Annotated in this window: 12 protein-coding genes; 7 read left to right on the top strand and 5 right to left on the bottom strand. The window is 66.2% G+C overall.

Annotation, left to right across the window (positions count from 1 at the left end):
- Positions 1 to 4 precede the first annotated feature (4 nt).
- The 4 genes from cobS to cobT are packed head-to-tail and all read left to right on the top strand — an operon-like array spanning position 5 to position 3,569.
- Complete coding sequence (gene cobS, locus CHU93_RS13875; protein WP_086117816.1) at positions 5 to 991, top strand: cobaltochelatase subunit CobS; 987 nt, start codon at positions 5 to 7, stop codon at positions 989 to 991.
- 48 nt (positions 992 to 1,039) lie between these two features.
- Positions 1,040 to 1,303, top strand: a complete 264-nt coding sequence (locus CHU93_RS13870) for a type II toxin-antitoxin system Phd/YefM family antitoxin (RefSeq protein ID WP_094474763.1) — start codon at positions 1,040 to 1,042, stop codon at positions 1,301 to 1,303.
- Positions 1,304 to 1,308: 5 nt separating this feature from the next.
- Positions 1,309 to 1,695, top strand: a complete 387-nt coding sequence (locus CHU93_RS13865; protein WP_165768751.1) for a type II toxin-antitoxin system VapC family toxin — start codon at positions 1,309 to 1,311, stop codon at positions 1,693 to 1,695.
- Positions 1,695 to 3,569, top strand: a complete 1,875-nt coding sequence (gene cobT / locus CHU93_RS13860; RefSeq protein WP_094474761.1) for a cobaltochelatase subunit CobT — start codon at positions 1,695 to 1,697, stop codon at positions 3,567 to 3,569. Before CHU93_RS13865 ends, cobT begins: the two co-directional genes overlap by 1 nt.
- On the opposite strand, the gene CHU93_RS13855 is transcribed toward cobT, so the two are convergent.
- Positions 3,566 to 5,029 (bottom strand): sulfatase-like hydrolase/transferase, encoded by a 1,464-nt coding sequence (locus CHU93_RS13855; RefSeq protein WP_094474760.1) that lies wholly within the window; start codon positions 5,027 to 5,029, stop codon positions 3,566 to 3,568. The genes cobT and CHU93_RS13855 overlap by 4 nt on opposite strands.
- 130 nt (positions 5,030 to 5,159) lie before the next feature.
- Here CHU93_RS13855 and CHU93_RS13850 point away from each other — a divergent pair, with 130 nt between their 5' ends.
- Positions 5,160 to 7,136: an adenylate/guanylate cyclase domain-containing protein gene (locus CHU93_RS13850; RefSeq protein ID WP_094474759.1), complete on the top strand. Its 1,977-nt coding sequence runs from the start codon at positions 5,160 to 5,162 to the stop codon at positions 7,134 to 7,136.
- On the top strand, positions 7,123 to 7,821 hold the full coding sequence (locus CHU93_RS13845; protein ID WP_133064409.1) for a hypothetical protein: 699 nt from the start codon (positions 7,123 to 7,125) through the stop codon (positions 7,819 to 7,821). Before CHU93_RS13850 ends, CHU93_RS13845 begins: the two co-directional genes overlap by 14 nt.
- A gap of 9 nt (positions 7,822 to 7,830) precedes the next feature.
- Here the strand turns inward: CHU93_RS13845 and CHU93_RS13840 are convergent, their stop codons facing one another.
- Positions 7,831 to 8,772, bottom strand: coding sequence for an aspartyl protease family protein (locus CHU93_RS13840; protein ID WP_165768750.1), 942 nt, complete (start codon positions 8,770 to 8,772; stop codon positions 7,831 to 7,833).
- 54 nt (positions 8,773 to 8,826) lie between these two features.
- On the opposite strand from CHU93_RS13840, the gene CHU93_RS13835 reads away from it, so the two are divergent.
- Positions 8,827 to 9,423, top strand: a complete 597-nt coding sequence (locus CHU93_RS13835; RefSeq protein WP_086117809.1) for a TMEM165/GDT1 family protein — start codon at positions 8,827 to 8,829, stop codon at positions 9,421 to 9,423.
- Here CHU93_RS13835 and CHU93_RS13830 read toward each other — a convergent pair.
- Genes CHU93_RS13830 through CHU93_RS13820 form a run of 3 tightly spaced genes read right to left on the bottom strand, consistent with a single transcriptional unit; the run spans position 9,416 to position 13,047 of the window.
- On the bottom strand, positions 9,416 to 10,612 hold the full coding sequence (locus CHU93_RS13830) for a CaiB/BaiF CoA transferase family protein (RefSeq protein ID WP_094474756.1): 1,197 nt from the start codon (positions 10,610 to 10,612) through the stop codon (positions 9,416 to 9,418). The two genes, CHU93_RS13835 and CHU93_RS13830, sit on opposite strands and share 8 nt — an antisense overlap.
- Positions 10,609 to 12,498 carry a hydantoinase B/oxoprolinase family protein gene (locus CHU93_RS13825; RefSeq protein WP_094474755.1) on the bottom strand — a complete coding sequence of 630 codons (1,890 nt, stop codon included), beginning with the start codon at positions 12,496 to 12,498 and terminating at the stop codon, positions 10,609 to 10,611. The genes CHU93_RS13830 and CHU93_RS13825 overlap by 4 nt, the downstream gene beginning before the upstream one ends.
- Positions 12,499 to 12,519: 21 nt before the next feature.
- Entirely contained in the window at positions 12,520 to 13,047 is a 528-nt protein-coding gene (locus tag CHU93_RS13820; protein WP_094474754.1) for an SRPBCC family protein, read from the bottom strand.
- Positions 13,048 to 13,086 lie beyond the last annotated feature (39 nt).

The raw sequence follows: 13,086 nt of genomic DNA, 5'->3' as shown, positions 1-13,086 counted from the left end.
CGAGATGCACGAAACCCGCCCGGTGGCCCTTTCCGCGCCCGACACCACGGTGGACGCCCGCGAGGTGTTCGGGGTCGATATCGACATGGCGGTGCCGGCCTTTTCCATTGCCGATGAACGCGTGCCGGATCTGGACCCGTCGTACGTGTTCGATCCCGACACCACGCTCGCCATCCTGGCCGGCTTTGCCCACAACCGCCGGGTGATGGTGCAGGGCTATCACGGCACCGGCAAATCCACCCATATCGAGCAGGTGGCGGCGCGGCTGAACTGGCCGTGCATCCGCATCAACCTCGACAGCCATATCAGCCGCATCGATCTGATCGGCAAGGATGCCATCGTGCTCCGGAACGGCACGCAGGTGACCGAGTTCCGCGAAGGCCTGCTGCCCTGGGCGCTGCAGACGCCGACGGCGCTGGTGTTCGACGAATATGATGCCGGCCGCCCCGACGTGATGTTCGTGATCCAGCGCGTGCTGGAAGTGGAAGGCAAGCTGACCCTGCTTGACCAGAACCGGGTGATCCGGCCCAACCCGTGGTTCCGGCTGTTTGCCACCGCCAACACCGTGGGCCTGGGTGACACCAGTGGGCTGTATCACGGCACGCAGCAGATCAACCAGGGCCAGATGGACCGGTGGAGCATCGTCACCACGCTGAATTATCTGCCCCACCACACCGAAACCGCCATCGTGGTGGCCAAGGTGAAGCAGTTTGACAGCGATGCCGGCCGCAAGACCGTGGCCAACATGGTGCGCGTGGCCGACATGACACGGTCGGGCTTCATCGGCGGCGACATTTCCACGGTGATGAGCCCGCGCACGGTGATCACCTGGGCGCAGAATGCGGTGATCTTTGGCTCCGTGGGCTTTGCCTTCCGCCTGTCGTTCCTGAACAAGTGCGACGAGGCGGAGCGCAGCATCGTCGCCGAATATTATCAGCGCGTGTTCGGCGAGGAATTGCCGGAAAGCGTGGCGGCCAAGGCGAAGCGTTGATTGCCATCCGGCACAAACTGGACTAACTTGGCTAAGTGAGGTGTGGTGATGCCGGCAACTGTCAATGTTCACGACGCAAAGACGCATCTTTCGCGCCTGCTCGACCGCGCCCATGCCGGAGAGGAAATCGTGATCGCCAAGGCCGGCAAGCCTTATGCAAAGCTGGTGAAGCTGGATGCTGCCGATGACATTCCCTTCGAACGCAAGCCGGGCGGCTGGCCGGCACTTGCGGCACTGGTCGACGATGCGATGAGCTCCGCGATGACCGATGCTGACATTGATGCGTGGGAAGCCAAGATCAGCGCAATGTGACGGGTGTGAGGCTGCTGCTTGATACCCATGCCGCCATTTGGTGGTGGGCCGCGCCGGCGTTGCTGGGGCCAGCGGCGACTGAAGCGCTGACGGCCGCGCGTCATCCGGTGTTTGTCAGCCCGGTTGTGGCCCTTGAAATCGCGATCAAGTTCCGAATCGGCAAGCTGGGATTGTTTCCTGACCCGGCCGCCGATTTTCCCCGCCTGATGGCCGAAAACCGGTTCGAGCCGTTACCGATCACCGATGCCCATGCGCTGGCTGCGGGACTGTTGCCAGGCGTCCACCGCGATCCATTTGACAGGTTGATCGCGGCGCAGGCACTGGCAGAAGGGATGACGGTGGTGACGTGCGATAGCGCGTTCTCTGAATTTGGCTGCAAGGTGCTGTGGTAATGGCTGAACAGAGCCCCATCGAGGATTTCCGCCAGGCGGTGGCCGCGACCATGCGGGCGATGGGCCATGCGCCCGACATGGAATTGGCCTATACCGCCGACAAGCCGGGCTGTTTCGGCGATCAGGCGCGGGTGCCGCAGCCGGCGCGCGCGCTGCCGGCCGAGCAGGTGGCCGAAGTGCGCGGCTGGGCCGACAGTTTCGCGCTGAAGCGGCTGCATCATGATCCCAAGGTGCATGCCGCCGATCAGCCCGATGCGGGGCTGGCGCGCGATATCTGGAACGCGGTTGAGCAGGCGCGGTTCGAGGCGCTGGGCGCCAACGAAATGGCCGGCGTCGCCCGCAACCTTGACCGGATGACCGAGCAGCGGCTGCGCACCGATCCGATCGTGCGCGCCCGCACCGCCGATGAAGTGCCGCTGGCCACCGCGATCAGCCTGATGGTGCGTGAGCGGCTGACCGGTGCCGCGGTGCCGCGGGTGGCCCAGCAGGCGGTGGATATGGTGCGAGGGGCTATCGAGGCGCAGGCCGGCAGCCATCTGGACGCGCTGGCGGCATCGATGGGCGATCAGGCGCAGTTCGGCCAGATGATGCGCCATGTGCTGGCCGATCTGGGCCTGGCCGCCGATCCCGAAGAGTCCAGTGACGAGACCGAGCAATCGGACGATGGCGCCGAGGAGGAACAGCCCGGCGAGGACAATGAGGAGAACCAGGAGGACGACGGCGGCGGCAACGAGCAATCGACCGAGACCCGCGCCGAAGAGTCCAGCGATGCGCCCGAGGATGCCGAGCAGCGCGAGGTGGAGATGGACACCGACGAGGTGTCTGACGCCGAGATGGGCGACGAGGGCCATGAGGGCATGATGCCATGGCGGCCGAACATGCCATTGAGCGACCTGCCGCCGGATTTTGACTACAAGCCCTATCTGACCAAGTTTGACGAGGTGGTGGGTGCTGCCGACCTGTGTGACGACGAGGAGTTGACCCGGCTGCGCGCCTATCTGGACCAGCAGCTGATCCCGCTGCAATCGGCGGTGACCAAGCTGGCCAACCGGCTGCAGCGCCGGCTGATGGCGCAGCAGAACCGCAGCTGGGATTTCGACCAGGAGGAGGGCCTGCTGGATGCCGCCCGGCTGGTGCGCATCGTCACCAACCCGGCCCATGCCCTCAGTTACAAGATCGAACGCGACACGGATTTCCGCGATACGGTGGTGACGCTGCTCATCGACAATTCGGGTTCGATGCGCGGCCGGCCGATTTCCATTGCCGCCATCTGCGCCGATATCCTGGCCCGCACGCTGGAACGCTGCGCGGTGAAGACCGAGATTCTGGGCTTCACGACCCGCGCCTGGAAGGGCGGCCAGAGCCGCGAGGCCTGGCTCGCGGCCGGCCGGCCGGCCAAGCCGGGGCGGCTCAATGATTTGCGCCACATCGTTTACAAGCAGGCCGATGCGCCATGGCGGCGAGCGCGCAAGAATCTGGGCCTGATGATGCGCGAGGGCCTGCTGAAAGAGAATATCGATGGCGAGGCGCTGCTGTGGGCGCACGAGCGGCTGCTGGCGCGGCCCGAAGACCGGCGCATCCTGATGGTGATTTCCGATGGCGCGCCGGTGGATGATTCCACCCTGTCGGTGAACAGCGGCAATTATCTGGAGCGGCACCTGCGCGCCGTGATCAAGCAAATCGAGACGCGCAGCCCGGTCGAGCTGATCGCCATCGGCATCGGCCATGATGTGACGCGCTATTATGCCCGCGCTGTCACCATCATGGATGCCGAGCAGCTGGGCGGCACCATCATCGAAAGCCTGGCCGGGCTGTTTGATGTGGATGGTGGCAAGGGCGCCGGTCGCGGCGGTGGCCGCGGCCGCCGGCGCTAGAGCCCGACGGCATCGGCCACCGCAGCCCGCAGCCGGGCCTTGAGATCGGCGAGCAGCGGCGCCAGGGCGGGATCGCCAATGCGGTTGCGCTGTTCGAACGGGTCGCTGGCCAGATCATAGAGCGCATCGCGCTCCGGGTGCTGGATCCAGTGGACATATTTGTGCTGCCTGGTGCGGATGGCGCGATAGCCGGCATCGTCCAGCCAGTCGAACACCGCGTCACCGCCATATTCGATATAGACTTGGTCACGCCCTCGCGCCGCTCCGGACAGGGTGGCGGCAAAGCTGCGGCCCTGGATGTGCGGCCCGATGGGTGCGCCGGCCAGTTCGAGGACGGTGGGCGCCAGATCGACGCTGGACACCAGCGCGTCGATGCGGCTGCCCGGCCGGGCAAGACCGGGCGCCCGCACCAGCAAGGGGGCCTTCACCGCCTCCTCGAATGGCAGGCGGCGCTCCACGCTCAGGCCATGCTCGCCATGGAAATAGCCGTTGTCGCTGGTGAACAGGATCACCGTGTTTTCGAGCACGCCATCGGCTTCGAGTTGCCGCAGGATGCGCCCCAGGCCTTCATCGATGGACAGCAGCATTTCCGCCCGCCCACGCACGGTTGCATCCGATGAACTGGCATCAATCTCGGCCTTATAGCGGGCGCGGGTTCCGGCCGCATATTTGCGTGCCAACAGCGCCGCCACCTGGGCATTGTTGTCGGGCAATTGATCGGGCGGCACGAAATTGGGCCGCCGTGGCACCGCCTTGCCGGCATAACGCCCATCGTGGCGCGGGGCCGGGATGAAGCGGCTGGGCACGTTGGGATCGATCGATCCATCATTGTGCTGCACCGCATCAGGGTGGATGGCCTTGTGGCCGAGATACAGAAAAAATGGCTGCGACCCGGCGGCGGCGGCGTGCAGGAAGGCCAAAGACCGATCGGTGAGCAGATCGGTGATATAGCCGGGCACCGTGGTCAGTCGGCCGTTTTCATGCAGCTGCGGATCGATGATGGCGCCCTGGCCGGGGAAGCTGACCCAATAATCAAAGCCGGGGCGCGGCGTGGCATCATTGCCCATGTGCCACTTGCCGACAAAGCCGGTGCGATAGCCGCTGCGCTGCAGGGCGCGCGGGAAGGTCTGCAGCCGATGGCTCAATTCGCTGCGCGCCTCGTTGCCGGCCACGCCATGGCGCGACGGATATTGGCCGGTGAGGATCGAGGCGCGGTTGGGCGAGCACAAGGGGATGGCGTGGATGGCTTCAGTGAACATCGCGCCCTCCCGGGCCAGTCGATCGATGTTCGGGGTTTCCAGCCAGGGGTGGCCGGCTGCGCCAAATTCATCGAATCGCATGTCGTCGACGACGATCATGACGATGTTTGGCCGCTTGCCGGTGGCGGCCCGGCTGGCCGCAGCCAGGCCAAGACTGGCACCAATGCCTTGCAAAGCCTGCCGCCGGTTGATCCTGCCCATGCTGATCCGCTGCCTCCCCCCAAGCGGGATGCTAGGCGCTGTGCTGCTGGGCTGCAATCATGCAGGAGGGCTGGCGCCAGCGGCCGGAACGGTCTTATGATGCGGCCATCGAGCCATCAACAGGGGAAGCATGGCCAGCCGGATTGCCACGATGCGCCGCGCGATCACCACGGCCGGGCCGCTGCGCCTGTCGGTGACGCTGCTGGTGTTGCTGCTGGCGCTGTTCATCGCGCGCTTCAGCTGGAATCTGCCACTGGCCCTCTCGGCCGAGCGCGGCCTCTATGATGTGCGCGTGGACCTGACCGCCCCACGGGTGGACCAGGATCCGCGTGTGGTGCTGGTGGTGTTCACCGAGGAGACGTTGACGGCCACTGGCAAGCGGTCGCCGCTCGATCGCACCATGCTGGCCCGGGCACTCACCAATCTGGATGCGCTGGGGCCACGCGCCATCGGCGTCGACATCCTGATTGACCAGCCGCAGCCGGAAGACCCGGTGCTGAAGGCCGCATTGTTGGACATGAAGACGCCGACCTTCTTCGGCTTTTCCAGCAATGCTGAGAATGGCGAGTTCGTCATGCCCTGGCAGGAAGCGCATATGCGCAATTTCTTTGGCAGCGTGGCATCGGCCCCGGTCCGCACCGCCAATATCCGGCTGGATGTGGACAATGACAATGCCTGGCGGCAGTGGCCCAATCCGGCCGGGCGGCCGCCGGCGCTGCTGGTCAATGCCATCACCGGCGTGAAAGGCTATGAGCGGCATCAGGGTTCGGCCATCTTCCGCAAAGCCCAATATGCCGACCGGCCGGTGTTTGCCTCCCTGCCGGTGGACTTGTTCGGCAATGCCGATACGGCGGCCGCGTTGAAGGATGCCATCGCCGGCAAGATCGTGCTGATCGGGGCCGATCTGCCAGAGGCGGACCGGTTCATCACGCCGTTCACCCGGCTTTCGGGCAAGACGACGCCGGGGGTGGAACTGCACGCCGTGCTGATCGCCCAGGCGCTGGATGGCAGCGATTTCAAACGCCTGCCGGGCTGGGTGATCTGGGCGCTGGCGATATTGGCGGTGGCGCTGGGCGCGGTGACCGGCGGTTTTGACCTGGGCGCGCGCTTGCTGGGGCCGTTCGTGCTGGCCGAAATTGGCCTCTTGGGCTGGCTGCCCTATGGCCTGCAGGGGGCGGGCTTTGACACTTATGGCCTGCCCTGCGCCGGGCTGGGCGTGGGCTGGCTGCTGGCGTTGATGGCGGCCAGCACCACGGCGCGCATCGTGGGCGCCGAACAGCGCAAGTTCGCGCAAGGGGCGCTGGGCAAATATCTGCCGCGTGACGTGGCCCAGCAGATCCTGGCCGAGCCGGAGCGCCTGCAGTTGAGCGGGGAGCGCCGGCCGATCTTTGCGCTGTTCAGCGATATCGAAGGCTTCACATCGATGTGCCAGAGCCAGCCGCCAGAGGTGGTGGCGGCGACGCTGAACGAATATCTCGACACGATGAGCGACGTGGTGCTGAAGCATGGCGGCACCATCGACAAATTTGTCGCCGATGCCGTGGTCGCCTTCTGGGGCGCGCCGATTGCCCGGCCGGATGATGCCAACCGGGCACTCGCCTGTGCGGTGGAGATGGCGCAGGTGGGCGAACGCTTCAAGCAGCCGCGCGATGGCCGCCCGGCGATGGGGCGCACCCGTGTGGGCCTGCATTGGGGCGATGTCGTTGTGGGCAATTTCGGCGGCGAAGGCCGCATCCAGTACACCGCTCTGGGCGATTCAATGAACGTGGCGGCTCGGCTGGAAGGCGCCAACAAATCGTTGAAGACCGCCGCCCTGATCAGTGGCGAGGCCGCAACCCAGATGGGGCTGGAGCATTTCCGGCCGATGGGCCGGGTGCGGGTGCGCGGCCGGCAGAAGCCGATCGAGGTGTATGAACCGCTTGGCGCCGGGGATGCGGTGGCCGACAAGGTGTTTGCCGGGCTTTACGCCGCCTTTGAGCGTGGCGATGCCGCGGCGCTGCAGGCGCTCAGGCAGCGTTCAGCCGCTGCGCCGCAAGACAAGGCGCTTGCGTATCTGGTACAGCGAATGGAACAAGTTGGACCTGGAGGGGTGTATGATCTCGATTAAACCGGCGCTTGCAGTGGCAGTGGCCCTGATGGCATCGGCCGCCATGGCGGGCCCGCTGGTGGTGCGCGCCGCCGGCCCGTCGGCTGCAAGTTTCAAGCCGGGCCAGCGCCTCGCCGATGGCCCGATCACCCTGAAGGCCGGCGATTCGATCGTGGTGCTGGATGCCAAGGGCACCCGCAGCTTTTCCGGCCCCGGCAGCTTCAGCCTGGCGGCGCCCAGCGCGGTGGCGCAGGAGGTGGCGTTCAGCGACCTCTTGGTGCAAAAGCCCGCCCGCCGCGCCCGCATCGGGGCGGTGCGCGCCGGTGGCCAGGATCAGGGCCCGCCCACCCCGCCCGGCGTGTGGGCATTGGATACCCGCGCCAGCGACACGGTGTGCGCCATCGATCCGGCCAATATCGCCCTGTGGCGCGCCGATACCACAGCGGCGCAGACGGTGACGGTGACCCGCGATGACGGCGCATCGGCCAGCGTGATGTTTGGCGCCGGCCAGGCCCTGGCCACGCTGCCGCCCGCCGTGGCCGGCAAGGCCGGGGCGCTGACCATCGCTGGTGGCAAGGCACCGGTGACGCTGACCGTGAAGCAGATCGCTGCGGCGGCCGACGTGGAGGCGCTGGGCGTCGCCCTGATCGAGGCGGGGTGCCAGAGCCAGTTCCAGCGGTTGGCGACCAACACGCTGCAGAACTGATCGGGGGCTTCAGTAACGCTGGGAAATGAAGCTGCTCTGACGGGCGTCGGGGCGCAGGGTGAAGCGCACCTTGCGGTTGCGGAAATCCAGGCTGACCCGGCGGAAGCTGGACAGGAGATCCGAGCCCAGGAAGATGGCCGGCCGATCGGTGAGGCCGAACAGGGCAAAGGGCGGCGCATCGGCAAAGGCGATCACCACATTGTTGAGGGTGAGGCCGCCGATGCGCACATTGTCGAGCCGCACCGCTTCGGCCTTCAGCGTCTGTCCGGTGACGGAAATGAGCTCGACATCTTCCATGCCCTTGGGCCGGCTGGTGCCGAACAATCGCTGGCGCAGGGCGCTGTTGCCCAGTGTGATCTCGCTGCCGGTGTCGATCACGGCGGAAACGTCGCGCCGGTCGATGGCGGCCTGGGTGATGATCAACTGGCCCTTGCGGCGCCGGGCGGTGACCAGGATTTCATTGCCGCTGGCCACATAGGGGGTGCGCGAATCCTGCACGGTGACGGTGCGCTTGTCGAAATCCAGCATCAGCCGTTGATCGGCGAGCGCATCAATGCCGATCAGGCCATCAGCGCCCAGATGCTTGGCCGACAGGGCGGGCGCCATGATCGGGCCGACTTCCGACGTGCCAAGGGTGAGGGCGGTCACCTCCACCGTGCCCACCTCGCGCATGCCGGCCATGCCCTGCACCCGCACCGGATCGCCGGCGGGCAGGCTGAGGCGGGCGGCCAGACCGTCGCTCACCACCGAACGGTCGGCACCGGAATCGACCAGAAAACGATGCGGGCCACTGTCATTGACCTTCACATCGATGAACATGCGCTTTTTCAGCTGTTCGGCGGCCAGCGCGTCGCCAGCCACTTCCAGGCTGTTGTCGATCACGGCAGGGGCAATCACCGGGACAGGGGTGGTAACGGTGGCATTGGCCAGCAGCAGGGCAAGGACAATCATGGCGCCATTGTCTGCCTGTTGGCGCATGAAGGCAAGAGGGTGTAGCAGGCCAGCATGACAGTCATCGCCGCCAGCCTTCCGGTCATCGCAACCTCAGCTGGCGTGGTGGCGCTGGCCGAGATTGGTGACAAGACCATGCTGCTCGCCGTGCTGCTGGCGGCGCGCTATCGCCAGCCCGGCGCGGTGATCGCCGGCATCCTGGTGGCAACATTGGCCAACCATGGCCTGGCGGCCTGGGCCGGCGCGGCGCTGGCGGCCTGGCTGGCGGGGCCGTGGTTCCAGCTGGCGGTCGCCATCGGATTCCTGGCCATGGCGGCGTGGACGCTGGTGCCCGATGCCATGGATGATGCGCCGCAACTGGTGAACCGGGCGCAGGCCTTCGCCGCCACCAGCATCGCCTTTTTCCTGGTGGAGATCGGCGACAAGACCCAGGTGGCGACGGTGGCGCTGGGCGCGCGCTTTCATGACATCATGTCGGTCACCATCGGCACCACCGCCGGCATGATGCTGGCCAATGTGCCGGCCGTGCTGCTGGGCGAACGCGCGCTCACGCTGGTGCCGCTGGGCCTGGTGCGGCGGCTGGCGGCGGCCATCTTTGCCGGGCTGGGGCTGTGGCTGCTGTGGCAGCTGTGGCCCCAGCTGATCAGATGATGCCGCGCGCCTTCAGATCGGACAGCGCGGCGGCATCGAGGCCGAGCAGCTCGCCATAGACATCGTCATTGTCCTGCCCGATGGATTCGGGTGCGCGGCGGCGGACATTGCCGGGCGTTGCCGACAATTTGGGGAAGACATTCTGCATTTTCACCTCGCCCCAGCGCGGGTGCGGCACGCCGATGATGGCATCGCGGGCCTGGAAATGCGGATCATCCAGCATGTCCTGCGGGCGATAGAGGCGGCCTGCCGGAACGCCGGCGGCAACCATCTTGTCTTCCAGTTCCTCGACCGTCAGCGTTTTCGTCCATTCGCCGATCAGCGCATCCAGCTCTTCCTGGTGCCGGCCACGGGCGACATGGTTCACATAGCGCGGATCGCTGGCCAGCTCGGGACGGCCCATGGCCTCGCACAGGCGGCCGAACACCGTGTCCTGATTGGCGCCGATCAGATATTCGCCGTCCTTGCAGGGATAGACATTGCTGGGCGCGATGCCGGGCAGCACCGAGCCGGAGCGTTCTCGGACATAGCCGGAGGCGACATATTCCGGCACCAGCGATTCCATCACCTGCAGCACCGCCTCATAAAGGGCGGAGTCGACGATCTGGCCCTTGCCGGTGGCGTGGCGGTGGTTGAGCGCGGCGAGCGCGCCCAGCGCGCCATAGGTGGCGGCCAGACTGTCCCCGATGGAGACGCCCATGCGGCTGGGCGGCCGGTCGGGATCGCCGACGATGGCGCGCCAGCCGCCCATCGCCTCGCCAATGCCGCCAAAGCCGGCGCGCGACGAATAGGGGCCGGACTGGCCATAGCCGGAGACGCGCACGATGATCAGGCCAGGGTTCAGCGCGTGCAGGGTTTCCGGGGCAAGGCCCCATTTTTCCAGCGTGCCGGGGCGGAAATTCTCGATAAGGATATCGGCCTTGGCGATGAGATCGCGCGCCAGTTGCTGGCCTTCGGGCAAGCGCAGGTTGCACGACACGGCGCGCTTGTTGCGGGCGACGACTTCCCACCACAGCGGATAATCGCCGCGGCCCCAGACGCGCATCGGATCACCCTGGCCGGGCGGTTCCAGCTTGATGACATCGGCGCCCATGTCGCCCAACAATTGCCCGCAGAAGGGGCCGGCGATCAGCTGGCCCATTTCGACGACCTTGATTCCAGCCAGTGGGCCGGTGGCGGTGCTGCTCATTCCGCGGCCTCGGCAAAATGCCAGACCGGCGGCTTGGGCGCCGGCAGGCCGGTTTCGGCTTCGCAGGTGGCGCGCAGCTGCTCCACGGTGCCGCCACGGTTGAAGATCGCCGGCTCGGCCGGCTGGGCCGCCGCCAGTTCGGCGCGCAGGGCAGCGGTGGCCGCCTCATCAATCTTGCCCTCGGCATCGGCGATCACGCCATAGGCCCGGGCCCCGGCCACACTGACCAGACCCTGGCGGATTTCGAGGCCGACCAGCGCCGGATCACGCTCCAGCGGGTTGCCCCAGCCGCCGCCGCCCCAGGTGATGAAATGCAGCTGGTCGCCGGCCTCCACATCCAGGCTGTCGAGCTTGTTGGCGACGATCGTCTGGGTGCCATCGGCCTTTTCGAGGATCTTGCGGGCGCGGCTGCCCGGCGCGCCGCCGTTGACGCCCCAGGGATAGGTGAACCAGCGATCATCATGGATCGACACGGTGCCGGCCGACAGGAAGCGGTAGGACATCAATATGCCATTGCCGCCACGGAACTTGCCGGCGCCGCCGGTATCGGCCAGCGCCTCATAGCGTTCGATGCGCAGCGGGAAATAACGCTCCAGAAACTCGTTGGGCACGTTGGTGAAGCCCGGCCAGAGCGAATGGCCATCGGGGCCATCGCCAAACGGCTTGCCGGGAATGCCGCCAAAGCCGATCTGGAACAGCTGGAACCATTCACCATTTTTGCCCGCGCGCTGGTCGCGGCCGGAATACATGAGGTGGGGCGAGGAGGAGAAGCCGGCGGCGCACAGGAATTCCGGGGTGCGCTGGCCAAGCAGCGCGCCCAGGAGGTCGAAGATGCGGCCGAGCGCATGGGTGCGGCCCGACAGGGCGGCCGGGTAACGTGGCTTCAGCAGCGAACCTTCGGGGATCCTCACCTCGATCAGGTCATAGAAGCCATCGTTGAACATGATCTGCGGATCAAAGACCATGATCATGTAGATGCCGAAGAACATCTTGAACATGTTCTCGTTGAGGTAGAAATTGATCGCCGCGTCCGACTGTGGATCAGTGCCGTCGAAATCCAGCACCACCTTGTCGCCCACGCGCTGCATGGTGCACTTGATCTTGTAGGGGCCATAGCCCACGCCATCATCGCAGACGAAGTCCTCGAAGCTCACCTTATCGGTGGAGACGGACGAGGCGATCAGCGCCTTCATGGCGCGGTGGTTGCGGGCGAGCAGCGCGTCCATGGCGGCGACCACCTCGTCCTCGCCAAAGCGGGCGCACATTTCATCGATGCGGCGGGCGGCCACCCGGCAGGAGGCGATGAGCGCGTTCAGATCGGCCGCGCACCAGTCCGGCTTGCGGGTCTGGTGCATGATCAGCTTGATCAGATCCTCGTTATACTCGCCCTTCTTCCAGATCTTCACCGGCGGGATGCGCACGCCTTCTTCAAAGATCGAGCGCGCGTCGATCGGCATGGAGCCGGCGACCTTGCCGCCAATGTCGCTCTGGTGGCCGAACATCGCCGTCCACGCCACCAGCCGACCGGAACGATAGACCGGCAGCAGCACCAGCCAGTCGTTGCTGTGCGAAATCGCGCCTTCGCAGGAATAGGGATCGGAGAGGAAGATCATGTCCCCCTCCTCGATGATGCCGTCCCAGCCCTTCAGGAAGCCATCGATGAAGCTGCCGAACTGGCCGACGATCATCTTGCCCGCCGGGTTGGCGATCATCGGGAAGGCATCGCCCTGTTCGCGGATGCCGGGCGACATGGCGGTGCGCACCAGCGTCGCGTCCATCTCGATGCGGGCGTTGCGCAGCGCATTCTCGATGATGTCGAGCGTGACCGGGTCGATCGCCTTGGCCGCGAACGGCTGCGGATTGGTTTCGATGATGCGGGCGGGCATGGGACAGTCCTTCAACCAGGGCTATTTGGGTTTGCCGGTGGTGGCAAAGTTCACGAGCCCGCTGAAACCGGCGCTCATCACGAAATCCACCGGACCGGCCAGCGCATCCAGCTTCTGGGCCGGGCTGCCGCCGGTGCGATAGGTCATCTTCAGGCGGGTTCCGCCGGCTTCGGGCTTCAGCGCGATATCAAGGATGGCGCCCACCGGCAGCGATTGCAGCGGGCCAAAGCCGTCCGACAGCCGCAACAGCCCCGGCGGCATCACCGTGAGCACGGTCGCGTGGGTGGTGCTGCCACCGGGCCAGCGTTCCACCAGCGCGCCACCGGCCTGGGGTTCAAGGATGATGGCGCCCGGCCTGCCGCTGTAGCTGTGGGCCGGATCCCACCAGCTGCTCCAGCTGGTCACGGCAGCCCATAGTCTGTCGGCCGGCAATGGTACCAGCGCTTCGTTCACCGAGACAAAGCCGTCCGCACCGCTGGATTCCAGCCGGGCAGCGGTCGGCGCGGCCGACAGGGCAGCGGCCATGGCGGCGATCATCATTGTCTTCATCAGCGTCCTCCCCAGATGGTGGAGAGGAAAGCATCCGCC

Origin of the sequence: Sandarakinorhabdus cyanobacteriorum (genome assembly GCF_002251755.1) — a bacterium.
GTDB classification, from domain to species: Bacteria; Pseudomonadota; Alphaproteobacteria; order Sphingomonadales; family Sphingomonadaceae; genus Sandarakinorhabdus; species Sandarakinorhabdus cyanobacteriorum.
Note: the sequence above shows the minus strand (reverse complement) of the source record. Positions and strands in the feature narration are given on the sequence as shown.

Excerpts from the sequence above, each read along its gene's own strand:
- CHU93_RS13855 (WP_094474760.1), bottom strand. The coding sequence starts at position 5,029 with ATGGGCAGGATCAACCGGCGGCAGGCTTTGCAAGGCATTGGTGCCAGT.
- CHU93_RS13850 (WP_094474759.1), top strand. The coding sequence starts at position 5,160 with ATGGCCAGCCGGATTGCCACGATGCGCCGCGCGATCACCACGGCCGGG.
- CHU93_RS13820 (WP_094474754.1), bottom strand. The coding sequence starts at position 13,047 with ATGAAGACAATGATGATCGCCGCCATGGCCGCTGCCCTGTCGGCCGCG.
- CHU93_RS13835 (WP_086117809.1), top strand. The coding sequence starts at position 8,827 with ATGACAGTCATCGCCGCCAGCCTTCCGGTCATCGCAACCTCAGCTGGC.
- CHU93_RS13870 (WP_094474763.1), top strand. The coding sequence starts at position 1,040 with ATGCCGGCAACTGTCAATGTTCACGACGCAAAGACGCATCTTTCGCGC.
- cobS (WP_086117816.1), top strand. The coding sequence starts at position 5 with ATGCACGAAACCCGCCCGGTGGCCCTTTCCGCGCCCGACACCACGGTG.
- CHU93_RS13825 (WP_094474755.1), bottom strand. The coding sequence starts at position 12,498 with ATGCCCGCCCGCATCATCGAAACCAATCCGCAGCCGTTCGCGGCCAAG.
- CHU93_RS13840 (WP_165768750.1), bottom strand. The coding sequence starts at position 8,772 with ATGATTGTCCTTGCCCTGCTGCTGGCCAATGCCACCGTTACCACCCCT.
- CHU93_RS13845 (WP_133064409.1), top strand. The coding sequence starts at position 7,123 with ATGATCTCGATTAAACCGGCGCTTGCAGTGGCAGTGGCCCTGATGGCA.
- cobT (WP_094474761.1), top strand. The coding sequence starts at position 1,695 with ATGGCTGAACAGAGCCCCATCGAGGATTTCCGCCAGGCGGTGGCCGCG.
- CHU93_RS13830 (WP_094474756.1), bottom strand. The coding sequence starts at position 10,612 with ATGAGCAGCACCGCCACCGGCCCACTGGCTGGAATCAAGGTCGTCGAA.